General features: G+C 69.7%; 20 protein-coding genes. 12 read left to right on the top strand and 8 right to left on the bottom strand.

Annotated elements, in window-relative coordinates:
* Positions 1–13 precede the first annotated feature (13 nt).
* Together ACSFBC_RS18775 and ACSFBC_RS18770 are read right to left on the bottom strand one after the other, a co-directional pair.
* On the bottom strand, positions 14–838 hold the full coding sequence (locus ACSFBC_RS18775; RefSeq protein ID WP_435511865.1) for a carbon-nitrogen hydrolase family protein: 825 nt from the start codon (positions 836–838) through the stop codon (positions 14–16).
* Positions 835–4,896: a YhdP family protein gene (locus ACSFBC_RS18770; protein WP_435511864.1), complete on the bottom strand. Its 4,062-nt coding sequence runs from the start codon at positions 4,894–4,896 to the stop codon at positions 835–837. Before ACSFBC_RS18770 ends, ACSFBC_RS18775 begins: the two co-directional genes overlap by 4 nt.
* Before the next feature lie 24 nt (positions 4,897–4,920).
* Between ACSFBC_RS18770 and glnE the strand changes: the two genes are divergently transcribed.
* Together glnE and ACSFBC_RS18760 are read left to right on the top strand one after the other, a co-directional pair.
* On the top strand, positions 4,921–7,704 hold the full coding sequence (gene glnE, locus ACSFBC_RS18765) for a bifunctional [glutamate--ammonia ligase]-adenylyl-L-tyrosine phosphorylase/[glutamate--ammonia-ligase] adenylyltransferase (RefSeq protein WP_435511863.1): 2,784 nt from the start codon (positions 4,921–4,923) through the stop codon (positions 7,702–7,704).
* Positions 7,688–8,917, top strand: coding sequence for a septal ring lytic transglycosylase RlpA family protein (locus tag ACSFBC_RS18760; RefSeq protein WP_435511862.1), 1,230 nt, complete (start codon positions 7,688–7,690; stop codon positions 8,915–8,917). Before glnE ends, ACSFBC_RS18760 begins: the two co-directional genes overlap by 17 nt.
* Positions 8,918–8,923: 6 nt before the next feature.
* Here ACSFBC_RS18760 and ACSFBC_RS18755 read toward each other — a convergent pair whose 3' ends face one another.
* The 3 genes from ACSFBC_RS18755 to ACSFBC_RS18745 form a co-directional block, all read right to left on the bottom strand.
* On the bottom strand, positions 8,924–9,382 hold the full coding sequence (locus ACSFBC_RS18755; RefSeq protein ID WP_435511861.1) for a carboxymuconolactone decarboxylase family protein: 459 nt from the start codon (positions 9,380–9,382) through the stop codon (positions 8,924–8,926).
* A 68-nt stretch (positions 9,383–9,450) separates the two neighbouring features.
* Positions 9,451–10,332, bottom strand: coding sequence for an RNA polymerase sigma-70 factor (locus tag ACSFBC_RS18750; RefSeq protein ID WP_435511860.1), 882 nt, complete (start codon positions 10,330–10,332; stop codon positions 9,451–9,453).
* 145 nt (positions 10,333–10,477) lie between these two features.
* Complete coding sequence (locus ACSFBC_RS18745) at positions 10,478–11,335, bottom strand: ferritin family protein (RefSeq protein ID WP_435511859.1); 858 nt, start codon at positions 11,333–11,335, stop codon at positions 10,478–10,480.
* A 602-nt stretch (positions 11,336–11,937) separates the two neighbouring features.
* Between ACSFBC_RS18745 and yajC the strand changes: the two genes are divergently transcribed.
* The 4 genes from yajC to ACSFBC_RS18725 all read left to right on the top strand — a co-directional run bounded on the left by yajC (position 11,938) and on the right by ACSFBC_RS18725 (position 17,718).
* Positions 11,938–12,267, top strand: a complete 330-nt coding sequence (yajC, locus tag ACSFBC_RS18740) for a preprotein translocase subunit YajC (protein ID WP_183025275.1) — start codon at positions 11,938–11,940, stop codon at positions 12,265–12,267.
* A 93-nt stretch (positions 12,268–12,360) separates the two neighbouring features.
* Complete coding sequence (gene secD / locus ACSFBC_RS18735) at positions 12,361–14,244, top strand: protein translocase subunit SecD (RefSeq protein WP_435511858.1); 1,884 nt, start codon at positions 12,361–12,363, stop codon at positions 14,242–14,244.
* Between the two features lie 12 nt (positions 14,245–14,256).
* Positions 14,257–15,210, top strand: a complete 954-nt coding sequence (gene secF, locus ACSFBC_RS18730) for a protein translocase subunit SecF (protein ID WP_435511857.1) — start codon at positions 14,257–14,259, stop codon at positions 15,208–15,210.
* A gap of 135 nt (positions 15,211–15,345) precedes the next feature.
* Positions 15,346–17,718, top strand: coding sequence for a DUF1631 family protein (locus ACSFBC_RS18725; protein WP_435511856.1), 2,373 nt, complete (start codon positions 15,346–15,348; stop codon positions 17,716–17,718).
* A 29-nt stretch (positions 17,719–17,747) separates the two neighbouring features.
* On the opposite strand, the gene ACSFBC_RS18720 is transcribed toward ACSFBC_RS18725, so the two are convergent.
* The 3 genes from ACSFBC_RS18720 to ACSFBC_RS18710 are packed head-to-tail and all read right to left on the bottom strand — an operon-like array spanning position 17,748 to position 20,705.
* Positions 17,748–18,263 carry a Smg family protein gene (locus tag ACSFBC_RS18720; RefSeq protein WP_435511855.1) on the bottom strand — a complete coding sequence of 172 codons (516 nt, stop codon included), beginning with the start codon at positions 18,261–18,263 and terminating at the stop codon, positions 17,748–17,750.
* Between the two features lie 56 nt (positions 18,264–18,319).
* The gene (dprA, locus tag ACSFBC_RS18715) at positions 18,320–19,471 is read right to left on the bottom strand and encodes a DNA-processing protein DprA (protein WP_435511854.1); all 1,152 of its coding nucleotides are present in this window, start codon (positions 19,469–19,471) and stop codon (positions 18,320–18,322) included.
* A 22-nt stretch (positions 19,472–19,493) separates the two neighbouring features.
* On the bottom strand, positions 19,494–20,705 hold the full coding sequence (locus tag ACSFBC_RS18710) for a LysM peptidoglycan-binding domain-containing protein (protein WP_435511853.1): 1,212 nt from the start codon (positions 20,703–20,705) through the stop codon (positions 19,494–19,496).
* A 162-nt stretch (positions 20,706–20,867) separates the two neighbouring features.
* Between ACSFBC_RS18710 and def the strand changes: the two genes are divergently transcribed.
* The 6 genes from def to ACSFBC_RS18680 all read left to right on the top strand — a co-directional run bounded on the left by def (position 20,868) and on the right by ACSFBC_RS18680 (position 25,224).
* Positions 20,868–21,398 (top strand): peptide deformylase, encoded by a 531-nt coding sequence (def, locus tag ACSFBC_RS18705; RefSeq protein WP_435511852.1) that lies wholly within the window; start codon positions 20,868–20,870, stop codon positions 21,396–21,398.
* Positions 21,395–21,895 (top strand): hypothetical protein, encoded by a 501-nt coding sequence (locus ACSFBC_RS18700; RefSeq protein ID WP_435511851.1) that lies wholly within the window; start codon positions 21,395–21,397, stop codon positions 21,893–21,895. Before def ends, ACSFBC_RS18700 begins: the two co-directional genes overlap by 4 nt.
* A gap of 16 nt (positions 21,896–21,911) precedes the next feature.
* Positions 21,912–22,862, top strand: coding sequence for a methionyl-tRNA formyltransferase (gene fmt / locus ACSFBC_RS18695; protein WP_435512240.1), 951 nt, complete (start codon positions 21,912–21,914; stop codon positions 22,860–22,862).
* Positions 22,862–23,599, top strand: a complete 738-nt coding sequence (locus ACSFBC_RS18690; RefSeq protein ID WP_435511850.1) for an AzlC family ABC transporter permease — start codon at positions 22,862–22,864, stop codon at positions 23,597–23,599. The genes fmt and ACSFBC_RS18690 overlap by 1 nt, the downstream gene beginning before the upstream one ends.
* Positions 23,596–23,934 (top strand): AzlD domain-containing protein, encoded by a 339-nt coding sequence (locus ACSFBC_RS18685; protein WP_435511849.1) that lies wholly within the window; start codon positions 23,596–23,598, stop codon positions 23,932–23,934. The genes ACSFBC_RS18690 and ACSFBC_RS18685 overlap by 4 nt, the downstream gene beginning before the upstream one ends.
* A gap of 96 nt (positions 23,935–24,030) precedes the next feature.
* On the top strand, positions 24,031–25,224 hold the full coding sequence (locus ACSFBC_RS18680; RefSeq protein WP_435511848.1) for a phosphoglycerate kinase: 1,194 nt from the start codon (positions 24,031–24,033) through the stop codon (positions 25,222–25,224).
* The last annotated feature ends 7 nt before the right edge of the window (positions 25,225–25,231 follow it).

Genomic DNA, 25,231 nt, shown 5'->3' with positions numbered 1-25,231 from the left:
CGCCTGCCCCGTGTCAAGCGGTGGGGAGGACACGGTGGGAGAGTGCGGGGAGTTGGGCGCGCGCCGCGGCGGTGCGCGTTGCGTCGAGCTCGAACAGCACCACGCCTTCGTCCTGCGCGTGCTGTGCGACGACCGTGCCCCAGGGGTCGACGATCATCGACTGGCCCCAGGTCCGGCGGCCGTTCTCGTGCGTGCCGCCCTGCGCGGGCGCCACGACCCAGGCCAGGTTCTCGATGGCGCGGGCGCGCAGCAGCACTTCCCAGTGCGCCGCGCCGGTGGTGTGGGTGAAGGCACTGGGCACCAGCAGCAGTTCGGCGCCGCCCTGCGACAGCGCGCGGTAGAGCTCGGGGAAGCGCAGGTCGTAGCAGACCGACAGCCCGATGCGCCAGCGGTGTCCGTCGCGCGAGGGCAGGTCGAAGCTGACCGGCGTGTGACCGGACGCCACCACGCGGCGCTCGTCGTAGTGTTCACTACCGTTGTCGAAGAAGAACAGATGGATCTTGTCGTAGCGCGCCACGCACGTGCCGTCGGGGGCGTAGGCGAGCGAGCTGTTGAACACGTGCTGGTCGTCGGCGGTCTCGATCGGCAAGGTGCCGCCGACGATCCACAGGCCGAACTCGCGTGCCGCGTCGGCCAGGAAGCCCTGCACCGTGCCGTCGCCGGGCCGCTCGCGCAAGGCGAGCTTGTCGGTGTCCTTCGCGCCCATCACGCAGAAATATTCGGGCAGCACGGCCAGTTCGGCACCGGCGGCCGCGGCCTCGGCGAGCAGGTCGTGGGCGCGGGCCAGGTTGGCTTCGCGGGCGATGGCCGACACCATCTGGATCGCTGCGACTTTCATGGCCGGTTCTCCTTCAGTGCTTCGTTCACGGGCGCGCTGCGGCGTGGCACCTTGGTGATCTTGGGGTCGGCCCAGGTGCCTTCGATTTCGAACTCCTGGGTCGCGGCGGCCGCGAGCGGCTTGCTCAACAGCATCTGCGCGAGGAAGGTGCTCAGGCCGATCACCGGGTTGATCGCCGTGGCGACCAGGGCCGCGGTGCCGGCGTTGATCTCGGGCACCACCACCACGCGCAGGCTCTGGGTCTCGCGCGCGAGGTCGGCCGAGCCGTCCATCAGCGCCGCGGCGTTCACACCCTTCATCTGCAGGTTGTTGGTGCTGGCCACGCCGCGCACGATCTTCGCGTCGCCGCGCACGAAGTCGAAGGCGAAGCCCTCGCTGAACACGTCGCGGAAGTCGAGCGTGAGCCGGCGCGGCAACGCCTGCAGGCTGAGCACGCCCAGCAGTTTCGCCAAACCGGGGTCGGCCTTGAGGAACTGGCCGGTGCCCACGTCGATGTGCAGCTGGCCGTTGAGGCTCGGGTAGTCGAGCGACAGCGGCGAGCCCTGCCAGTCGACCTCGCCTTCGAGCCTGCCGCGACCGCGCCGGATCACGTCCTTCATGTTGAAGCGCGCGAGCAGCGCGCCGGCGTCGGCCATCTCGAGCTTGAAGTTCATCGCGGTGCGGCGCCGCGCCGCGTCGTTGCCGGCCCAGGTGCCCTGTGCGGTGAAGCTGGCCTCGGGCATGGTGAAGGCCAGCTTGTTGAGCCGCCACTCGCGCCGCGCGCCGCCGCGGTTGACCGCGTCGATCTCGGCGCGGCCCAGGTGCCGGCCCAGCAGCTCGAAGTCGTCGACCACGATGTCCAGTGCCGGCAGCGTGCCCGGCTGCTCGTCGAGCAGCGACTCGACGTCCTTGGCCTCGCTGGCCGCGATCTTCAGCCGCGACAGCCGCGCATAGATGCGGCCGTTCTGCGATTGGTTGTATTCGGCGTAGCCGCTCAGTTCGGTCGCGTCGACGTTGGCCCGCCACAGCGCGCCCTCGCGCGAGCCGCCCAGCACCACGTCGTGCAGCGTGCGGCCGCCGCCGATGCCCAGCGCCTGCGCACGCACCGCGATGGCCGTCGGCAGGTAGGCCGAGGGGGCGCTGCCGCCCGCGCCGGTGTCGACCGCGTTGCCCGTCGCTTCGCCGAACAGCGCCTGCCAGGCCGGCAGGTCGAACTGCGCGAGGTGCAGCGTGGCCAGCACGCCATGGTCGGGCGCGCTGGCGGTCTCGCCTTCGGGCAGTCCGACGCCGATCGCGCCTTGCAGCACGCGCGCTTCGGCGCCCGAGATGTCGCGCACGTAGTGGGCCGATGCGACGCGGCCCAGGCCCAGCGCGATGCGGTCGTGCAGCAGCGACGCCGCACCTGCGCGGGCCTCGCGCAGCACCACCTTCTTCTCGATCTGCAGCGGCATCGCCTCGTCGGCGTTCTTGGCCAGCGGCGCGGGCAGGGCCAGGGCCAGGCCCTGGAGACTGCTGCTGACCGAGAACTCCGGCGTGCCGTCGCGCACGGACAGCGTCGCACCGTAGCTGGTGCCGCCGCTGGCCTTGGCCGCCACCCGCGGCAGCCATTCGAGCTCGCGCACGGCGCGCAGGCCCTCGGCCGTCACGTTGCCCTGCGCGCGGAAATTCATTTCGGGGCTGGCACCGGCGTAGCGGCCACGGCCTTCGATGCGCGTGTCGCCGCCGGCCAGCCGGCCTTGGATGCCGCTCAGTGTGAAGCCGGATTCGGTGAAGCCCAGCGTGCCGCGGACCTGCGACAGGGTCGGGGCTTCAGGCGCGAGTTGCAGGTCGTTGCCGGCCAGCACCACGGTGGACTGCACCTTGGCCTTGTCCATGTTCTCCAGCGGCAGGTCGAGCTTGAAACGGTAATCGGCATTGCCGGTGGCGCGCACCCTGGCGATCGGCTCGGTGGCCTCGCCGGTCAGCGGCGCGCCGACCTTGAGCAGTTCGGCCAGCGGCCCGCGGGCCTGGGCATCGACTTCGAGCAGCGGCGCATGGTGCGACATGTCGGCGATCTGCACGTCGGCCTGGGTCACTTCGATGCCTGGCGCGCCGGCGATGCGTCCGTGCGCGTTGCGCACCCGCATGCCGGAGCGCTCGAAGACCAGGTCGCCCGCCACGCCGGTGAGCGCGGGCCAGGGCAGCGCCTTGCCCGCGGGGGCGACAGAGGCCGGCGCGTAGGCGTAGTCGACGCCCGACACCTTGGCAGCGATGCGGAATTCGCCGTCGCGCGGGTCGTTGAAGGGCACGTCCCAGAGGTCGCCGCGGACCTTGAAATCGACCGTGCTGGCGCGGCCCTTGGTCACGCTCTGCTGCACATAGTCGCGCGTGTGCTTGGGGATCTCGAGCGGCAGGTAGCGGAACACCCGCGTGCCGTCGGCATTGGTCAGCTGGCCCTGCAGATCGAGCACGCCGGGATAGCGTGAACGCGCGCGCGACACCGCCGGATCGCTGGTGCGCCAGCTGGCGCGCGCCTCGCCCGTGGCGTCGGCGTTGGCGAAGCGCAGGTCGCTCACCTGCAGCTGCGCCTTGTCGCCGTCGAGCTTCCATTGCAGCTGCGCGGAAAGCCGGTCGATCGGGATCAGGGGCTCCTCGAACACGCCGGGGAATTCGAGCGCACCCTTCGCGATCGACAGCGTGGCCTTGCCGCCGTCCTGGGTGGCGTCGAATTCGATGCGGGCGCCGCTCAGGCCGGGCGTGCCCGGATGCGGCACCGCGGCGGCCTGCGGCTTGGCATCGGCCGCTGGCTTGGCCGGCTGCGACGCCAGGCCGAGTCCGCTCACGCTGCCGGTGGCGCGGTAGTGGTGCGGTGCGTCGAGCGAGCCCTGCCAGCCGAGGTCGAGGCGCTCCACCATGCCGCGTGGCGCGTAGGTGGCGAGGGCCTGGTGCGTCGCGTCGCCGAGCGGCAGCCGGCCGGCGATCAGCGCCAGCGCGGCCAGGTCGAGCGCATCGGCCTTGAAGGCGCCGCGTTCGGGGCTGCGGCCCTGGGTGGGCGTGTGCTGGAACCACAGGTTGCCGCCGGGCCAGCGCAGGCCATCGGCGGCGGTGAACTGCAGCGCGGTGGTCGAGAACTCGAGCGTCTTGTCGTTGAGCTGGCCTGCGAGGCGGCCGGTCACGCCGCGCAGCACCAGCGGCTCGAGGCCGGTGTCGAGCGAGGCGTCGATCTGGTCGAGCGCGAGGTCGGTGGCGCCGCCGACGATCTCTCCGTTGCGCACGTCGGCCCAGGCGCGCAGACCGCCGCTGCCTTCGCGGATGCGGGCGTCGATCGACACGTAGCGGCCGAGCCGGCGCACGTCGATGTGCGGCAGCTCGGCGTACATCTGACCGCTCCAGCTGTGCCAGTTGCCGCGGCGCACCGACAGCAGCGGCTGGCGGAACTGGCCGCGCAACGTGAAGCGCTCGCCCCAGCCCTCGGGCGGCGTGGCGTCCAGGCGCAGCGCGTGGCGGCGTCCGGCGTTGCGCGCGACGAAGCGCACGTCGGTCAGCGTCAGGGGTTCGGCCTGCCGACGTTCGTCGGTCCAGCGCACCGTGCCGCCTTCGATCACGAACTCGCGCTGGGCGAAAAACCAGTCGGCGCCGCGGGTCTCTCCGCTGGTGTCGGTCGACATGTCGAGGCCGGCCACGTGCAGCTTGCCGAGCGCGTCGAGTCGCACCTCGAGCTGAGGGTTCTCGATGTAGACCTGTTCGAAATTGAGGCGCCACAGCGAGCGTGGCGAGACGCTGGCCACCACCCGGACCAGCCGCAGCGCTTCACGCTGCCGGGCGTCGAGCAGCACCACGTCGCGCAGCTCGAGCACGGGGAACAGGGTGCCGGACCGCGCGCTGATCTGGCCGATGCGCACCGGTACCCCGACGGCACGGGAGGCCTGCGCCTCGATGGCTTCACGGTAGTCGCCGATTCGCGGCACAATCCAGCCGTGTAGGACAACGACCGCCAAGGCGAACAACGACCAGGCGGCAATCAACAGACCCAGCAGCCATCTCGCCATGACAGCGGTGAACTTGAGCAGCTTAGAAGGATGGGACGCCGTGTCGTTCATTGAGGATCGCGCTGTGCAGGAATTATGACCCCCAGCCTCTCGACGGGTTCCGCTCCCACCGATGCCATCGTGCATCCATCCATTGCGGCGGCATTGCCGCCCCTGTCCGCCCATTCGCGCTTCGTGCAGCGGCTGCGTCGCCGCTATGCCGGCGAGCTGGCGCTGCTGCCCGAAGGCGAGCCGCTGCGCCCGCAGATGCGCCAGGCTTACGACCAGTTGCGTGCCCGCGGCGACAGCGCCGCCGATGCGCTGCGCATCGTGCGCCAGCTGGTCATGGAACGTCTGGTCACGCTCGACTGCGACCGCCAGGCCCCGCTGGCGGTGGTCACCACCGCCGTCACCCAGCTGGCCGAGTTCGCGCTCGACATCGCCTGCGCCGAAAGCGCGATCGAGCTCGACGCACGCCACGGTGCCCCCATCGGGGCCGACGGCCGGCGCGCCCAGTTCTGGGTGGTGGGCATGGGCAAGCTCGGCGCACGCGAGCTCAACGTGTCGAGCGACATCGACCTGATCTACCTCTACGACCAGGACGGCGACACCGCGGGCGACGCCGACGGCCGCGGCCGGATCTCGAACCACGAGTACTTCGCGCTGGCCGTCAAGCGCATCTATGCGCTGGTGGGCGACACCACCGAACACGGCTTCGTGTTCCGAGTCGACCTGGCGCTGCGGCCCAACGGCAACTCGGGCCCGCCGGTGGTCTCGCTCGATGCGCTCGAGGAGTACCTGCAGGTGCAGGGCCGCGAGTGGGAACGCTTCGCCTGGATGAAGAGCCGGGTGGTGGCGCCCGCCGCGGTGGTGGCCGACGGCTCGGCGCAGGCGTTGCGCGGCGTGGTGCTGCCCTTCGTGTTCCGCCGCTACCTCGACTACAGCGTGTTCGATTCGCTGCGCACGCTGCACCGGCAGATCCGCGAGCAGGCGGCGCGCCGCAGCGCGGGCCGGCCCGAGCGCGCCAACGACGTCAAGCTGTCGCGCGGCGGCATCCGCGAGATCGAGTTCACCGTGCAACTGCTGCAGGTGGTGCGCGGCGGCCAGTTCCCCGAGTTGCGCACCCGGCCCACGCTCGACGCGCTGCAGCGGCTGGCGCGCGCCGGCCTGATGCCGCAGGACACCGCCGACGCGCTGGCCGTGGCCTACGAGTTCCTGCGCCGCGTCGAGCACCGCATCCAGTACCTGGACGACCAGCAGACCCATGTGCTGCCGGTCAACGACGAGGACGTGCGCTGGATCGCGCAGTCGATGGGGCTGCCCGACTGCTGCGCCTTCCTGGCCGAGCTCGACACCCACCGCGAATTCGTCGCGCAGGAGTTCGACAAGCTGCTGGGCGGCGAGAAGACCTGCACCGGTTGCAACGGCAAGGCCAAGGCCGAGCCGCCGGCCGACCTCAACGACCTGATCGCGCAACTGCCTGCGGCCTTTGCCGCGCGCGTCGAGCGCTGGCGCGAGAGCCCGCGCATCCTGGCGCTGCGCGACGAAACGCGTGCCCGGCTGCGCCAACTCGTGCGCCGCACCGGCCAATGGATCGACGGGGTGGCCGAGGACGCGTCCGACGAAGTCAGGACGCAACGCACCGAAGCCGCGCTGCGCTGGGCGGACTGGATCGAGCCGCTGCTGCGGCGCGAGAGCTATCTGGCGCTGCTGGTCGAGCGGCCGGCCGTGCAGGAGCGGCTGCTGCGGCTGTTCGGTTCGGCCCGCTGGCCGGCGCGCTACCTGATGCAGCATCCGGGCGTGATCGACGAGCTGGCCAGCGACGAGATGCTGGGCGGCCGCTTCATCGCCGCCGAATTCGAGCGCGAGCTCGGGTCGCGGCTGGATTCGCTGCGCCGCACCGGCGAGGACGACGAGGAGCGCCTGCTCAACCTGCTGCGCCACGCGCACCATGCCGAGGTGTTCCGCACGCTGGCGCGCGACGTGGAAGGCCGGATCACGGTCGAGCAGGTGGCCGACGACCTGAGCGCCATGGCCGACACCGTGCTGCGCATCACCGCCCGCTGGTGCTGGCAGCACGTGCGCAACACGCACCGCGAGGCGCCGCAGTTCGCGGTCATCGGCTACGGCAAGCTGGGTGGCAAGGAACTGGGCTACGGCAGCGACCTCGACATCGTGTTCGTCTACGAGGACGACGACGAGCGCGCGGGCGAGGTCTACGCGGCCTACGTTCGCCGGCTCATCAACTGGCTGACGGTGAAGACGCGTGAAGGCGACCTGTTCGAGATCGATACCGCGCTGCGGCCCAACGGCAGTTCGGGCCTGCTCACCACCACCTTCGCGGCCTACGAGAAGTACCAGCTGGGCCGAGGCAGCAACACCGCCTGGACCTGGGAGCACCAGGCCATGACCCGGGCGCGCTTCGTGCTGGGCGATCCGGCGCTGGGCGAGCGTTTCGACGGCATCCGCAATGCGGTGATCTGCGCGCCGCGCGACCACGAGGCGCTGCGCGCCGAGATCTTCGCGATGCGCAACAAGGTCCGCGCCGCGCACCCGGTCAAGGCGGGGCGTTTCGACGTCAAGCACAGCCCGGGCGGCATGGTCGACGCCGAATTCGCGGTGCAGTTCCTGGTGCTGTCGCAGGCCTGCGGCCACACCGAGCTGGTGCCCAACGTGGGCAACATCGCGTTGCTGCAGCGCGCCGAGGCCGCCGGACTCCTGCCCGAGGGCGTGGGCCGGCGGGCCGCGGCGGCCTACCGTGAACTGCGCCGCGTGCAGCATCGCGCACGTCTCAACGAAGAACCCACGCAGGTGCCGCTGCCGGCCCTGGCGGCCGAACGCGAAGCCATGCTGGCGCTGTGGCATGCGGTCTTTGGCTGACCGCCTCGCGGGGCCGCGCGGCGCGGCCTGGTCGGCGCTCGCAGCGGCGTTGGTGCTGGCGGGCTGCGCGAGCGGTCCCAAGGGCGGCGAGGGCCGCAGCGGGCGCGACGGCCCGGGTGCCAATCCGCCGTCGAACCTGAGCCGCGTGCCCGACGCCGAGCCGCGGGTCGAATCGATCCGCAGCAGCGGCGGCACCAGCAAGCCCTACACCGTGCTGGGTCGCTCCTACGTGCCGATCACAGACGACCGGCCGCTGCGCGAGAGCGGCATCGCTTCCTGGTACGGCAACAAGTTCCACGGCCAGTCCACGGCCAGCGGCGAGCCCTACGACATGTACGCCATGACCGCGGCGCACAAGACGTTGCCGCTGCCGAGCTACGTGCGCGTGCGCAATCCGGCGAACGGCCGCGAGGCGGTGGTGCGGGTCAACGACCGCGGCCCCTTCCACGACGGCCGCATCATCGACCTGAGCTACACCGCCGCGCTCAAGCTGGACCTGCTGCGCGGTGTGGGGCCGGTGGAGATCGAGCGCATCACCAACGAGGACATCCGCACCGGCGCCTGGCGCCGCGGCGGCGAGACGATGCTGGCGTCAGCTGCGCCGCCGCCGCCGCCGCCGCCGCCATCGCCACCGCCGCCGCCGCCGCCGCCGCCATCGCCACCGCCGCCGCCGCCGCCGCCGCCATCGCCACCGCCACCGCCACCGCCACCGCCACCGCCACCGCCACCGCCACCGCCACCGCCACCGCCACGTCCCCCCAGGGCCGTGGCCCCGGCAGCCGTGCCCGTGCCCGCGGCCTGGACCGCGAACGCCGCGGCGGCGCCGGCCGACACGGCCGCGCTGCCCGCGCAGCCTTCCGCGGCACCCGTGCCATCGGCGATGGTGGTGACCGAACTGCCGCCCTTGACGCCCATCGCGGCATCGGCAGCGGCAGCACCGGCTGCGCCCCTGCCGTCATCGACGACCGAGGTACCGGCCGCTGGTTACTGGCTGCAACTGGGCGCCTTCCGCGAGCGCGACGGCGCCGAAGGGCTGCGCACCCAGGCGGCGCGCGGGCTGCCGGCGCTGGCGCCGCAGCTGCGCGTGTTCAGCGAGGACGGCACGCACCGGCTCCAGGCCGGGCCTTTCGCCACCCGCGACGCCGCGGCCGCGACCGTGTCGCAGGTGCGCGAGGAGCTGCGCATCGCGCCGATCGTGGTCGAACGGCGCTGAGCCGCTTCAGGCGATGGTCTTCTCGGCGACCGGCAGGCGCATGCCCACGCCGAGCCGGTTCCACGCGTTGATCTGCGCGATCGCCACCGTGAGGTCGACGATCTCGGCGTCGCTGAAGACGGCCTGCAGCTGCGCGAAGTCGGCGTCTCGGTCGCCGTGGTGCTCGACCAGGCGCGTCAGGCTCTCGGCCCAGTGGAGCGCGGCCCGTTCGCGCGCGTCGTAGAAGCCGACCTCGCGCCAGGTTGCGATGCTGTTGACGTGCTGCCAGTCGACCTCGAGCTTGCGCAGGTCGCGCACGTGCATGTCGAGGCAGAAGGCGCAGCCGTTGAGCTGCGAGACGCGGGTCTGGACGATCTCGAACAGGCGCTGGCCCAGCGTGTGTTGGGCCAGCGCGCCGTTGACGCCGAGCATGGCCTGGTAGGCCTTGGGCGCGATCTTGAACCAGGGGAGGCGGGGGGTGTTCATGACGGTTTTCCTTGTATGAAAGTCACTGGATACCCCCAGAAGACGCGCGGGCCCCGGCGCTTGTGACATTAAGGGCCGAAAGTCGCCGAGAGATGCGCCAGCTTGTCCGGATTGCGCTGCGCGTGGATGCGCACGATCTGCTCGCCGTCCCATTCGATGCCCTGCACCGACTCGAGCGCGCCGTCGACGTAGCGCACCAGCCCCGGCGCGCCGTTGACCTCGGCGATCTCGATGCGCACCGCGCCCGGGAAGCGGCGCGCGACCGCGAAGTAGATCTGCGCCACGCGCTGGGCGCCGACGACGGGCTTGCCGAAGGACGGTACCTTGCCGCCGCCGTCGCCGATGATCGCCACGTCCTCGGCCAGCAGCGCCTTGAGGCCGTGCAGGTCGCCCTTCTGCGCCGCCTCGGCAAAGCCGCGCAGCAGTCGCAGGTGCGTGTCGCGCGTCACCGGCTGGCGCGGGCGTTCGCCCTCGCGCACCTGGGTCCGGGCGCGGTGCACCAGCTGCCGGCACGCGGCCTCGCTCTTGCCCAGCGTATGGGCGATTTCGCCGTACCCGGCATCGAACACCTCACGCAGCAGGAAGGCGGCCCGGGCTTCGGGCGCGAGCCGCTCGAGCAGCGTGAGGAAGGCCATCGACAGGTCGTCGGCGCGTTCGAGCAATTGCTCGGGCGTGGCCGGGCCGTCGTCGATCAGCGGCTCGGGCAGCCAGGTGCCCACATAGTGGGTGCGCTGCAGCTTGGCGGCGCGCAGCCGGTCGATGGCCAGTCGCGTGGTCACGGTGACCAGCCAGGCTTCGGCGTTGTCGAGGGTCCCGTGCACGGCGGCGTTCCAGCGCAGCCAGGCGTCCTGCACCACATCCTCGGCCTCGGCCAGCGAGCCCAGCATGCGGTAGGCGATGCCCTGCAGCCGGGGGCGCAGGCGGTCGAAGGTGAGGGTGGCGTCGTCCATGGTTCGAAGACGGATGACACTTTGCGTTTGTGACGATCCCTCAGAAGGCGACTGAATTCTCCAGGAGGCCGCCGCGCGCGGCCGGCCCGCCCCCACTAGGGGCAAGGCGCCGCGACACGAGGGCCAGACTAGGGGCGAGCAACCGTCAGGCGCCCTGGTATTCCGGCTTCGGGCCGAGCGATAAGGTGAGCTCCTTGCGGTAGCGGTTGAGCTCCTGCACCGACTTGAAGCTGCGGTTCATCAAGAGGCTCAGGTTGTGCAGGATGCGCTCGCCGACCTTGTTCTCCCAGACCGCATCGAACTTGATCTGGTTGTCCAGCCAGTGCTCGAGCCAGTCCGGGTCGGGCATGCGGCTCTGGATGGTGTCGTTGGGGAACAGCGCCTTGCTCACGTGGAGGTTGGTCGGGTGCAGCGCCTGGGCCGTGCGGCGCGCGCTCGCCATCAGCACGCCGACCTTGGTGAAGGCCACGCGAGCCTCGTCGCCGAACTTCTCCATGGCGCGCTTCATGTAGCGCAGGTAGGCACCGCCGTGGCGGGCCTCGTCCTGGCTCAGCGTGGTGTAGATGTGCTTGATCACCGGCTCGGTGTGCCACTCGGCCGCGCGCCGGTACCAGTGGTTGAGCCGGATCTCGCCGCAGAAATGCAGCATCAGCGTCTCCAGCGGCGGCGCCGGATCGAAGTCGAAGCGGATGTCGTGCAGCTCCTGCTCGGTCGGTGCGTGCTGGGGGCTGAAGCGCTTGAGGTATTCCATCAGCACCAGCGAGTGCTTTTGCTCCTCGAAGAACCAGATCGACATGAAGGCCGAAAAATCGCTGTCGTGCCGGTTGTCGCGCAGGAACATCTCGGTGGCCGGCAGTGCCGCCCACTCGGTGATGGCGTTCATCTTGATGGTCTGCGCCTGCTCGTCGGACAGTTTCGTGCCCTCGAAGGATTGCCAAGGGATGTCGCGATCCATGTCCCAGCGGACGGATTCGAGTTGTCTGAACAGTTCGGGATAAAGCATGTGCGTCCTTCGTCGGCCGGCGGATTTTAGGGTGGCATGTTAAAGACTGTGTCTCCCCGCGAGATGCGCCGTGTGGAGAACGCCAGCCTAAGCCGCTTTGGCGCGAGACGAGCGCATCCACCCTCCGCGTCGCAGGGTCGGACGCGACCTCGCCCGGACGAAGCATTTGGTGACAATCTGGACCGAATCCGTGGGGAACCGGGCCGCTGGCGGCGCGCTCATAAATCCATCGCATCGTGATCGAACGATGACAAATGTTTTTATGTTGCGAGGCCTTCCAGGCGTCAGTCTGGACTGAAATCCCGGGGCGACCCTCCTCCTCCTCCCTCCTCCTCCTTCGCGTCGGGGCGCCTCGCAACATTTTTGTATCTCTCCCGTGCTGCGCACCGCCGGTCCGTCCGGGGCGTGCCCTTCGGCTGCAGCTTCGCCTCCCACCAAGACCCCGATCCCGCGCCGGATAACGCGCCACCCCTCGGTTCGGCGCGCCGAATACAATGCCGGGTGCTGCGCGGCCCCTGCCGCGCCCCATGGTCGCAATCCGTGACCACGGCAGCGCCGCCCCAGGCGGCGCGCTCCCACCCGCACTTCTGCTGGAGACTCTCTTGTTCATTTCCTCTGCTTTCGCCCAGACCGCACCCGCAGCCGCGGGCGGCGACATGTTGTCCTCGCTCGGCAGCATGCTGCCTTTGGTGCTGATGTTCGTGGTGCTGTATTTCGTCATGATCCGGCCCCAGATGAAGCGTCAGAAGGAAGCCCGCGCCATGATCGAGGCGCTGGCCAAGGGCGACGAAGTCGCCACCGCCGGCGGCGTGCTCGGCCGCATCACCTCGCTCGGCGAGCAGTACCTCGGCCTCGAGATCGCCAACGGCGTCGAGATCAAGGTCCAGCGCTCGGCGGTGGTCCAGGTGCTGCCCAAGGGCGCGATCAAGTGATGAGGCCGGACGCCGGACGCTGAGCGGCCGGTGCTCCCTTCTCTCCGGCCTGTCCGGTTCGCGCGCAACGCCCAACGCTGAATCTCTTCTCATATGAACCGTTACCCGGTCTGGAAGTACGCGATCCTGGTGGTCGTGCTGCTGGTGGGGCTGATCTACGCCCTGCCCAATTTCTTCGGCGAGGCGCCGGCCGTGCAGGTGTCTGCCGCCAAGTCGACCGTCAAGGTCGACGCGGCCACGCAGGCCCGCGTGACCGAGGCGCTCAAGGCCGGCGGGCTCACGCCCGACGTGATGACCCTGGACGCCACTTCGGTGCGTGCCCGTTTCCTCAGCACCGACGACCAGCTCAAGGCCCGCGACGTGCTCCAGCGCGCGCTGGTACCCGACGCGGCCGACCCGTCCTACGTGGTCGCGCTCAATCTGGTCTCGCGTTCGCCGACCTGGCTCACGGCCTTGCACGCCTTCCCGATGTACCTCGGCCTCGACCTGCGCGGCGGCGTCGACTTCCTGCTGCAGGTCGACATGAAGGGCGCGATCGACAAGAAGGCCGAGTCCTTCGCCGGCGACCTGCGCACCGCCTTGCGCGACAAGGGCATCCGCGGCAGTGCGGTCAGCCGCAACGGCCAGTCGGTCGAGGTGCGTTTCCGCGATGCGGCCAGCCTCGAGGCGGCCAAGCGCCTGGTGCAGGACCAGTTCGCCGACCTCTCGACGGTCGACAGCCAGGAGGGCGCCGAATGGAAGCTGACCGCCTCCATCAAGCCCGAAGCCGCGCGCCTGCTGCAGGACGCGGCGCTCAAGCAGAACATCACCACGCTGCACAACCGGATCAACGAGCTCGGCGTGGCCGAGCCGGTGATCCAGCAGCAGGGCCTGGACCGCATCGTGGTCCAGTTGCCGGGCGTGCAGGACACGGCCAAGGCCAAGGACATCCTGGGCCGCACCGCGACACTCGAGATGCGCCTGGTCGACGAGACCACCGAAGGCCGTGCCGCCGAACTCGGCACCGGCCCGGTGCCTTTCGGCTCGGAGCGCTTCCTCGACCGTGAAGGTCGCCCGGTCATCGTCAAGAAGCAGGTGCTGGTCACCGGTGAGAACCTGACCGATGCGCAACCCGGCTTCGACTCGCAGACGCAGCAGCCCAAGGTCGACCTGACGATGGACGCCAAGGGCGGCCGGATCATGCGCGACGTGAGCCGCGACAACTACCGCAAGCGCATGGCGATGCTGATTTTCGAGAAGGGCAAGGGCGAAGTGCTCACCGCCCCGTCGATCAACGGCGAGCTGGGCAACCGCTTCCAGATCTCCGGGTCGATGAACGTGGTCGAGGCCAACGACCTCGCGCTGCTGCTGCGTGCCGGCTCGCTGGCCGCGCCCATGGAAATCATCCAGGAACGCACCATCGGCCCGAGCCTGGGCGCGGACAACATCGACAAGGGCTTCAAGAGCGTGATGTACGGCTTCATCGCCATCATGGTCTTCATGTGCCTGTACTACGCGCTGTTCGGCGTGTTCTCGTCGATCGCGCTGGCGGTCAACCTGCTGCTGCTGATCGCGATCCTGTCGATGCTTCAGGCCACGCTCACGCTGCCGGGCATCGCCGCCATGGCGCTCGCCATCGGCGTGGCGATCGACTCCAACGTGCTGATCAACGAGCGCATCCGCGAGGAACTGCGCAACGGCGCCTCGCCGCAGGCCGCGATCCACACCGGCTACGACCGTGCCTGGGGCACCATCCTGGACTCCAACGTGACCACGCTGATCGCGGGCATCGCGCTGCTGGCCTTCGGATCGGGTCCGGTGCGCGGCTTCGCGGTGGTGCATTGCATCGGCATCGTGACCTCGATGTTCTCGGCCGTGTTCTTCTCGCGCGGCCTCGTGAACTTGTGGTACGGCGGCAAGAAGAAACTCAAGAGCGTCTCGATCGGCACCGTCTGGCGCCCCAAGACCGACGGCACGACCGCGGTCGAAGCCAACTAAAGGATCGATGCCATGGAGTTCTTCCGCATCCACAAGACCATCCCGTTCATGCGCCATGCGAAGGTGCTGAACTTCATCTCCATCGCGACCTTCGCGCTGGCGGTGTTCTTCCTGTTCCATCGCGGACTGCATCTGTCGGTCGAATTCACCGGCGGCACGGTGATGGAGGTCGCCTACCAGCAGTCGGTCGACGTCGGCAAGGTCCGCGAGACCATCGGCAAGCTCGGCTATCCCGACGTGCAGGTGCAGAACTACGGCACCTCGCGCGACGTGCAGATCCGCCTGCCGGTGCAGAAGGGCCAGACCTCGGCGCAGCAGAGCGCGCAGGTGATGGACGCGCTGAAGGCGGTCGAGCCGACGGCCGTGTTGCGCGGCAACGAGTTCGTCGGCCCGCAGGTCGGCGAAGAGCTGACCACCAACGGCATCAAGGCGCTGGCCATGGTGGTGGTGGGCATCATGATCTACCTGGGCTTCCGCTTCGAGTGGAAGTTCGCCCTGTCGACCGTGCTGGCCAACCTGCACGACGTGGTCATCATCCTGGGCTTCTTCGCCTTCTTCCAGTGGGAGTTCTCGCTGGCGGTGCTGGCGGCGGTGCTGGCGGTGCTGGGGTATTCGGTCAACGAGTCGGTCGTGATCTTCGACCGGATCCGCGAGAACTTCCGGCGCTACCGCAAGATGAGCACGGTCGAGACCATCGACAACGCGATCACGTCGACCATCAGCCGGACCATCATCACCCACGGCTCGACGCAGCTGGTGGTGCTCTCGATGTTCTTCTTCGGTGGACCGACGCTGCATTACTTCGCACTGGCGCTGACCATCGGCATCTGCTTCGGCATCTACTCGTCGTGTTTCGTGGCCGCGGCCATCGCGATGTGGCTGGGCGTCAAGCGCGAGGACCTGGTCAAGACCCCCGTCAAGCACGAAGGCGATCCGGACGATCCCAACGCCGGCGCCACGGTCTGACCTTCAGTTCCGATGACTTGATGCGGAGCCCGGCGGCTTCGGGTTGGGGAGCATCGGATGCCCTTGTGCGTCGGCCCCGTCCCGGGCAAGCTCGCAGGGTCCGATGATGTTTTTCCGCCGTCCTGAAACCCTCCCATGAGCACCGCGCGTCCCCAGGCCCTGTCCCCGCAACTCGCGCGTGAGACGCGACAGCGCTTCATCGCGGCGACGCAGGTGGTGATCGAGCCGCTGGCGCAGGCGATCCGCGATCGGCTGATGGCGTCGGCCGACCAGATGGGCAATGCGCGCGACATGCAGGACTGGCGCGACGACCTGCTGGCCTTCCAGTCGCTGGGCAACCGCTGGGTGGCCCAGACCCAGGAGGCGTGGCGCAAGGCACTGGAAGTGACGGCCGCCGGGGTCGACACCCATTCGCTGTCGAACCTGGAGCTGATGGGCGACGACGTGGTCGAGACCCAGATCCTCTCGTCCCGGCTGGGCCAGGCGGTGCAGGGCAAGTCCAATTTCGAGATCAACGACCTGCGTCTGCGCATCCAGTCTCTGGAGGGCACCGAAGAGCTCGCGGCCAAGGACGTGCTCAAGCCCGAGGCACTGGCGCGGGTCATGGTCGAGCAGTGGCTGGCCGTCGGGCTCACGCGCGTGCTCTGGACGCGCGTGCAGGACGTGATCGAGCGGGCCGTGCTCAAGGCGACGGCCAAGGCCTATGCCGAGGCGAACAGTCACCTGATCCGACAGGGCGTGATGCCGGAGATCGACCTCAAGAGTTTCGTGCGGCGCACCGGATCCGGCAATTCCGGGGTGATGCCGCTGGGTGGTGGCGCCTCCGGTGCGGGCCGGCCGACGACGCCCGAGAGCATGGGCTACCAGGCCGGCGGTGCCGGCGCGATGGGCGCTATGCATTCGATGGGCGTATCGAACGACACCCTGGTCGCGACCGGTGGGTCGCCGCTGTCCATGGCGCGCCAGCGCGCCCAGGGCGTGCTGATCAATCTCAAGCGCTTCGTCACGGCGCGCATCGGCGGCGACATGACCCAACGCATTGCGGGCGGCGCTGGTGAAGGCGGCTTCATCCGCAGCGGTGGGGTTGGCGGGGCAGGCATCGGTCCCGGCACGGGCGTGCCGGCCGGCGGCTTTGCCGCTGCGATCTCCGATGCCGGCGCGGCCTACCAATTGGCGTCGTCGCAGTACGTGGTCGGCGATGAAGTCGCGGCCCTCCAGCACAGCGCGGCCGAACTGCGCCGGCGCGCCACCGAGCTCAAGCGCCGGGCGCCCACCACCGCCGACAAGGCCACGGTGGAAATCGTGGCGCTGATGTTCCAGGCCATCCTGGCCGAGGAGCGCATTCCCTTTTCGGCCCGCGTCTGGTTCGCGCGGCTGCAGATGCCGGTGCTGCGTGTGGCGATCGCCGAGCCCGAGTTCTTCGGCACGCTGCAGCATCCCGCGCGCATGCTGATCGACCGCATGGGCTCGGTCGTCATGGGCTTCGATGCGGCCGCCATCTCCGGCAGCGCGCTCGAGGGCGAGATCCGCCGCGTGGTGCAGGTCATCGAGCAATACCCCGAGACCGGCCAGCGCGTGTTCAAGCTGGTGTTCGACGAATTCGTCGCCTTCCTCAACAAGTACCTGACGCAGAGCGACAGCACGCAGCGCGTGATGAGCGTGGCGCAGCAGGTCGAGCAGAAGGAAACGATGGCGATCCAGTACACCATCGAGTTGCGCAAGATGCTCAACGACATGCCGGTGCGCGAGGAGATCCGCGAGTTCCTGTTCAAGATCTGGGCCGAGGTGCTGGCCATCGCCGCGCTCAAGTACGGTGCGCAGGACGAGCAGACCGTCACGCTCAAGCGCGCGGCCTCCGAGCTGGTCTGGGCCGCCAGTGCCAAGCCCAACCGCAACGATCGCACCCGCGTCATCCAGGACCTGCCCAAGCTGCTGCAGCGGCTGCGCGCCGGCATGGCGCTGCTGGGCATCGTTGGCGAGCCGCAGGAAGCGCAGATCAAGACCATCGGCGTGACGCTGTCCGATGCCTTCATGTCGAAGACCGAGGCGATTCCCCAGGCCAAGATCGAGGCGATGGCCTCCCGGCTGGCCAACCTCGAGGACTTCGTGAGCGACGAGGGCACGGCCGAACTGCCGCTGGACGCCGCCAGCATCGAACTGCTGCTGGGCGTGGACGCCGCGTCGATCGAGGTCGTGCCCGACACCCGCGGCGCCAAGATCGACGACGACATGCTGCAGTGGGCACGCGAACTCCAGGTCGGCAACTGGTTCATGCTCGACCACAACAACCGGGCCAGCCAGGTGCAGTTCGTCTGGCGCAGCGAGCGCAAGCAGCTGCATCTGTTCGCCTCGGCCGACGGCCGCAGCTTCCTGATCCAGGCCGGGCGGCTGGCGTCCTACCTGCAGGCCGGGCTGCTGGTACCCGCCGAGGAAGAGACGCTCACCGTGCGCGCCACGCGCGAGGCGCTGGCCAAGCTGGACGCGAATCCCGAGCGCCTGTTGAACTGAAGGCCCAGGCGCCGCGCACCGTCAGCGTCTCAATGCGCGATGCGGTCCCGGCGGCCGTCGCACAGCTCGTCGAGCACCAGCGCATCGGGCTCGATGCCGGTGCTCCAGTGCACCATCAGCACGATGATCTTAAGTTCCTCGAGCGCCACCGGCTGGCCTGCGGTCGCCATGGCGCGCTCGATCACGATCTCGCGCAGGCCGCCGTCGAGCACGCCGGCCGCTTCGAGAAAGTGCACGAAGCCCAGGCAGGCCGCGCCCAGGTGATCCTGTTCGGCGGCGGAATAGATGCGCATCGAGTCGGCGGCCGGCGCCAGCGCCGCTTCGCCGGGCGTGCGCGCAAGAACGGTCGCGCTCGATGCATCGGCCTGGTGTTCCAGTGGAACGCCCTGGGTCGCGAAGCTCAGTTCGTCGAGCCATTGCAGTGCGGCGCGGATTTCCTCGTCCTCGAAACCGTGGGCGCTGAGCTTGCGGCCCAGCTGCTCGGGTTCGGGACACGCGTTGCCGCGCCAGTAGTTTTCGTAGACGAACACAAGCACTTCAAACATGGGCTCAATATAGCCCACGCGCTGCCTGCCGGCGGGGTCGATCTTTCGCTGTTCGCTCAGCCGTGCGCGACGCGCTGGAACAGGCCGCCCGGCAGGCGCGCCACGCGCCCGTCCAGTTCGAGCTCCAGCAGCAGGCCCTGCAGCACGGCGGCACCATGGCCGGTGCGCGCACACAGGGCATCGAGGCCCGCCGGATCGAAGCCCAGCGCCTGCAGCAGTGCGGCCGCATCGGCGCGCACGGGGGCCTGTGCTTCCTCTGCCGCGCGCGGCGCGGAGACGGGCGTGTCGAAGGACAGCTCTTCCAGCACGTCCTGCACCGACTCGACCAGCTTGGCGCCTTGGCGGATCAGCGCATGGCAGCCGCGCGATTGGGGCGAATGGATCGAGCCGGGAATCGCGAACACCTCGCGGCCCTGTTCCACCGCCAGCCGGGCGGTGATCAGCGAGCCGGAGGCCAGTGCCGCCTCGATCACCAGCGTACCGCGTGAGAGCCCCGCAATGATCCGGTTGCGCTTGGGGAAATTCGGGTGCAGCGGCGGCGTGCCGAGCGCGAACTCGCTGACGATCAGACCGTTCGATGCGATGCGGTGGGCCAGCGCGCGGTGCCGGGCCGGGTAGACGCGGTCGAGGCCGGTGCCGACCACCGCGACTGTCGCGAGCCGGGGACTGCCCTGTGCGGCCTCCACCGCGTCCAGGGCGCCCTGGTGGGCCGCCCCGTCGACGCCCAGCGCCAGGCCCGACACCACGGTCACGCCGACCTCGCCCAGCGCGCGTGCAAAGGCCCGCGCATTCAGTTCGCCCTGCGGCGTCGGGTTGCGGCTGCCGACGATGGCCACGCTGCGATCCAGTTGCGTCAGGTCGAACGCGGGGGCGCCCAGCAGGTAGAGCATCAGGGGTGGATCGGCCGTTTCGAGCAAGGCCGCGGGATAGCCCGGATCGCCCAGCGTCACCAGCCGTCGCCTGGCGCCATCGGCTTCTACAGTCTGCAGCCAGTCCCAGGTCTGGGCGAGCTGTGTGTCGAGGCGCGCGGGCCGCACCTGCAGCGCGGCCGCCTGGGCCGGCATGACGACGTCGCGCAGGGCCGCGGGCGATTGCGTGAACACGGCGCCCGGCAGGCCGAAGGCGGCGAGCAGCTTGCGCGCCGTGGTGTCGCCGATGCCCGGCGTCAGCGCGAGCCGCAGCCAGTCGGCGAGTTCGTCACGTTCCACGCCGACGGCCCGTGCGGAAGGGTCAGGGATTGACCAGCAGGTCGCCCACGCGCGGCGTGTCGTTGATCTCGAGCACCAGCGCGTACGAGACCTTCTCGAAGGGACGGAACACCATCAGCAGGCCGATGCGTTCGTTGGGCAGCTTGAGCGTTTCCTTGACGCCGCCGGTGCGGTCGACGATGGTCTCGCCATTCTTGAGGATGGCCAGCACGTGGCCGTTCTCGATGCCGTCGCGCAAGCCCTTGTTGATCGCGACGACCTGGTTCTGGGCCGCGAACTGCACCGCGTTGCCGTAGACGGAGACGATGCGGCCGGCGAAGGGTTGCGTCGGTGCGCGCGGCACGTAGCTCAGGAGCTGGCGCGCCGGCTCGGGCAGCAGCCGGTCGCCGGCGCGGATTTCCTCGCGCGCCGCCACGATGTCGACGGTGGCCGGCACCACGGTCGACACGGGCTTGCCGTCGTCCAGCGATTGGGCGACCGACTCGCCGCGCTGCAGCAGGGCCTTGCCCAGGTACTGCGCCTCGTAGCCCAGGATCTCGCCGGTGCCGGGGTCCTTGAGCGGCGTGGCGTTGCGGAACACGCGGAAGGTCTTCTGCGGTCCACCGGCATCGACCAGCGGCGTACTCGGCTCCCCGCGGGCATAGGCCCGGTCGCCGCGCGCCAGCAGCACGCGGCTGTCGTTGCCGGCGACGATGCGCGGTGCGGCCAGCAGCGTGCCTTCGTCGACCACGATCGGTTCGCTGAGGAAGGGTTCGATCAGGCTGGGGTTGAGCGTGGGCAGAGCCAGGCCGGAGAGCGACTCGGAACGCGTGCGCGGCGACAGCCTGATCGTGCCGCCGTCACCCGTGCCGCCCGCGCCGCGCCGGGTGCTCAGCCGCGCGCGGCCGCCGGTCTTGTCCAGGTACAGCACCTGGCCCGGGTAGATCCGGTGCGGGTTGGCGATGTCGTCGAGGTTCATGCCCCAGAGCTCGGGCCAGCGCCAGGGGCCGCGCAGGTAGAGCCGCGAGATGGCCCACAGCGTGTCGCCGGACTTGACGGTGTATTCGTCGGGCGCGCCGGGCGCCAGCTCGCTGAGCGGCACACCGGTCTGCGCGGCTTGCTGGGCCGTGGCGCGCTGCTGGGAGGTCACCGGATAGTTCTGCGCCGCGGCGCTCATGCTGAAACCGAGTGCGGCCACGGTCGCCAGCGCGGTGAGGACGGTCGAACGCTGGCGCGAGAGGCAGGTTTTTTTCATGATTGAATCGATGTCCACGCAGAGGCCGCACCGGGCGTACGAATCCTCACAATTTGCTACGAATTTTGCGCTGAAGCCCTTGATAGGGCAACGCTTATCGCGCCAGGCATCTCCGGGCGTCTCTGGAATTGGCGAAAATAGCCACAATTTCCCTCCGACTTCATGGCCAAAAGAACCATCCTGAGCTTTCCCGATCCGCGCCTGCACACGGTGGCCAAGCCGGTGCAGGGCATCGACGCGCAGACCCGCACGCTGGTCACCGACATGCTCGAGACCATGTACGACGCCAAGGGCATCGGCCTGGCCGCGACCCAGATCGATGTGCACCAGCGCGTGGTCGTCATCGACGTGTCCGAGGAGCACGATGCGCCGCTGGTGCTGATCAACCCCGAGATCGTCTGGGCCAGCGACGAGAAGGTGCTCAACGAAGAGGGCTGCCTCTCGGTGCCCGGCATCTACGACGGCGTGATGCGCTCGACCTCGGTGCGCGTGAATGCCCTGGATGCCGACGGCAACATGCAGTCGATCGAGGCCGACGGCCTGCTTGCCGTGTGCATCCAGCACGAGCTCGATCACCTGTTGGGCAAGGTCTTCGTCGAGTACCTGTCGCCGCTCAAGCGCAACCGGATCAAGAGCAAGCTGCTCAAGCTGCAACGCGAAGAGCAGCGCGACGCACAGGACGCCCGCCGGTGACCGCGCGCCGGCGCCCGTCCCTGGCCTGTGCCGCGCTGGCGCTCCTGGCCCTGGTCGGCTGCGCCAGCGAGCCCACCCGCTTGCCGTTGGGCGTCACGCGCGCCGAAGCCCTGCAACGGCTCGGCACGCCGACCGGTGTCTATCCGCTGTCCGGCGGCGGCGAGCGGCTCCAGTACTCCCGCGGCCCGATGGGCCATGAAGTGAACAACGTCGACGTCGACGCGCAGGGCCGGGTCGTGTCGACCCGCCAGGAACTGCAGGAGTCGCTGTTCGACCGCACCATCCAGGCCGGCCTCTGGCGCGAGGCTGACGTGCTGCGCACCTATGGCCGGCCCTACGAGGTCGCGCGCGTGGGCTCCTTCGACGGCGTGGTCTGGACCTGGCGCTTCAAGTCGATGAATGCGCCGCGCCTGCTGCACATCTACATCGCCCCGACCGGCGAGGTGGTGCGCTACCACACCGCCGATGACGTGATGCGCGACGACGTGCGCTGGTGAGAGGTTTCCCTTGAGTTTGAAGATCGGCTTTGCCGGCACGCCCGAGTTCGCCCGTGTCGCCCTGGAAACCCTGCATGCGGCCGGTTTCGACGTCTGTCTGGTGTTGAGCCAGCCCGACCGCCCGGCCGGCCGCGGCATGAAGCTGCAGGCCTCGCCGGTCAAGCAGTTCGCGCTGCAGCACGACTGGCCCGTGTCGCAGCCGCGCAGCCTGCGGCTCGACGGCAAGTACCCCGACGAAGCCGCCGCGGCACGCGACACCCTCGTCGCGGCCGGGCTCGACGTGCTGGTGGTCGCGGCCTACGGCCTGATCCTGCCGCAGTGGGTGCTCGATGCGCCCCGGCTGGGCTGCCTCAACATCCATGCGAGCCTGCTGCCGCGCTGGCGCGGCGCCGCGCCGATCCATCGCGCCATCGAGGCCGGCGACACCGAGACCGGCGTGACCATCATGCAGATGGACGCGGGCCTCGACACCGGCGCGATGCTGCTGCGCGAGTCGCTGCCCATCGGCGACGACAGCACCGCGCGCCTGCACGACAAGCTTGCGGCCATGGGCGGCCGGCTCATCGTCGACGCGCTGCACCGGGCCGAGGCCGGCACGCTGCAGCCGGTGGCGCAGCCGGCCGAGGGCGTGACCTACGCCCACAAGATCGAGAAGCACGAGGCCGCCATCGACTGGCAGCAGGATGCCGCGACGCTGGTGCGCCGCGTGCGCGCCTTCGACCCCTTTCCCGGCGCCAGCAGCGTGCTCGACGGCGTGGCCGTCAAGTGCTGGTCGGCCGAGGTGCAGGGCGGAGGTGCCACGGAGGCCCCCGGCACGGTGCTCGCCGTGTCGCCCGCGGGCATCGACGTGGCCGTGCACGGCGGCGCAGTCCGCCTGACCGAACTGCAGCGCCCCGGCGGCAAGCGCCTGGCCGCGGCCGACTTTCTGCACGGCTTCGACGTCAAGCCCGGCCAGGTGTTCGGCTGATGTTCCTGAGCGCGGAGCTTCGCCGCCAGCCCACGTTCCGCGAAGGCGTGGTCACCATGGCGCCGATGGCGCTGGGCATCGGCGCCTGGGGCCTGATGACCGGCGTGGCGATGGTCAAGTCGGGCATGAGCGTGTTCGAGGCGGTGGCGATGACGCTGCTGGTCTACGCCGGCAGCTCGCAGCTCGCGGCGATTCCGCTGCTGGTGGCCGGCGCGCCGGCCTGGGTGGTGCTGGCCACGGGCTTCTGCGTGAACCTGCGCTTCGTGGTGTTCAGCCTGCACCTGCGGCCCTACCTGATGCACATGCCGCGCTGGCGCCGCATGCTGCACGGCTACCTCACCGCCGACCTGAGCTACGCGGTCTTCACGAACCGCTATCCGATCCCGCCGGTCGACGCGGCCGAGCAGCAGGCCCAGGAGGCCTACCTGACCGGCGGCTACTTCATCACCTGGTGCGCCTGGATGGGCATGAGCGCGGTCGGCATCGCGCTGGCCAACTTCATCCCGCAGGCCTGGGGCCTGGGCTTCGCGGGCGTGCTGAGCCTGGTCGGCATCCTGTGCTCGATGGCGACCACGCGGCTGCGCGTGCTGTCGGCGCTGATCGCGGGCGCCACCGCCGTGGCCGCCTATGCGCTGCCGCTCAAGCTCAACATCGTGACCGGCATCGGGGTCGCGGTGCTGCTGTGTTTCTGGCTCGAGAAGCAGTTCGTACGCAACCCGGCGGAGGCCGACCGATGAGCGGAGATACCGATCCCTGGACCCTGGTGGTGATCCTCGGCCTGGCGGGCGTGACGGTGCTCACGCGCTGCTTCTTCTTCATCCTCGATCGCCCCTGGGGCCTGCCCGAATGGGCGCACCGGGCGCTGCACTACGCGCCCATCGCCGCGCTGTCGGCGGTGGTCATCCCCGAGATCGTGATGAGCCAGGGCCACCTGGTGAGCAGCTGGCAGGAAGCGCGCCTCTACGCGGCGCTGGCCGGCGCCGCCTACTATTTCTGGCGCGGCGGCGTGCTGGGCACCATGGTGGTCGGCATGGCGGTCTACCTGCCGCTGCACCTCGGCCTGGGCTGGTAGGGTCGCGCAGGGCTCGGCCCTGCATCCCCCTGAAACGGCCAAAACTACAATGGCCGACGCCTCCGTCTTTCCTCTCACCTCACCTCTTCTCCCGCCATGAACGTCATCCGCTTCACCGATCTCTGTGCACAAGGCAAGGTTGCCGGCCAGCGCGTCTTCATCCGTGCCGACCTCAACGTGCCGCAGGACGATGCCGGCCGCATCACCGAAGACACCCGCGTGCGCGCCTCGGTGCCCTGCATCCAGCTGGCGCTCGACGCCGGCGCTGCGGTGATGGTGACCTCGCACCTGGGCCGTCCGACCGAGGGCGCGTTCAAGCCCGAGGACTCGCTCGCGCCCGTGGCCGAGCGCCTGGCCGAGCTGCTGGGCCGCGAAGTGCGCCTGGTGGCCGACTGGGTCGACGGTGTCGACGTGCAGCCGGGCCAGATCGTGCTGCTCGAGAACTGCCGCGTGAACAAGGGCGAGAAGAAGAACGACGAGACGCTCGCGAAGAAGATGGCCGCGCTGTGCGACATCTACGTGAACGACGCCTTCGGCACCGCGCACCGCGCCGAGGCCACCACCTACGGCATCGCGCAGTTCGCGAAGATCGCCTCGGCCGGCCCGCTGCTGGCGGCCGAGATCGACGCCATCACCAAGGCGCTGGCGCACCCCGCCCGCCCGCTGGTGGCGATCGTGGCCGGCTCCAAGGTCAGCACCAAGCTCACCATCCTGAAGAGCCTGGCCGAGAAGGTCGACCAGCTGATCGTCGGCGGCGGCATCGCCAACACCTTCATGCTGGCCGCGGGCCTGTCGATCGGCAAGTCGCTGGCCGAGCCCGACCTGCTGGACCAGGCCACCGCCGTGATCGAGGCCATGCGCGCGCGTGGCGCCGCGGTGCCGATCCCGGTCGACGTGGTGACGGCCAAGACCTTCTCGGCCGATGCGCCGGCCACCGTCAAGGCGGCCGATGCGGTGGCCGAGGACGACCTGATCCTGGACATCGGCCCCAAGACCGCCGAACTGCTGGCCGCGCAGCTGCGCGAGGCCGGCACCATCGTCTGGAACGGCCCGGTGGGCGTGTTCGAGTTCGAGGCCTTCTCGCACGGCACCGAGGCCATCGCCCGCGCCATCGCCGACAGCAAGGCCTTCTCGATCGCGGGCGGCGGCGACACGCTGGCCGCGATCGCCAAGTACGGCATCGAGAAGGACGTGGGCTACATCTCCACCGGCGGCGGCGCCTTCCTCGAGATCCTCGAGGGCAAGACCCTGCCGGCTTTCGAGATCCTGACGAAGCGCGCGGCCGGCTGATCGACCC

It is taken from the genome of Variovorax frigidus, from assembly GCF_051216515.1.
Taxonomy (GTDB): Bacteria; Pseudomonadota; Gammaproteobacteria; order Burkholderiales; family Burkholderiaceae_C; genus Variovorax.
The sequence above is the reverse complement of the archived record's forward strand: the minus strand, read 5'-3'. Positions and strand labels throughout refer to the sequence as shown.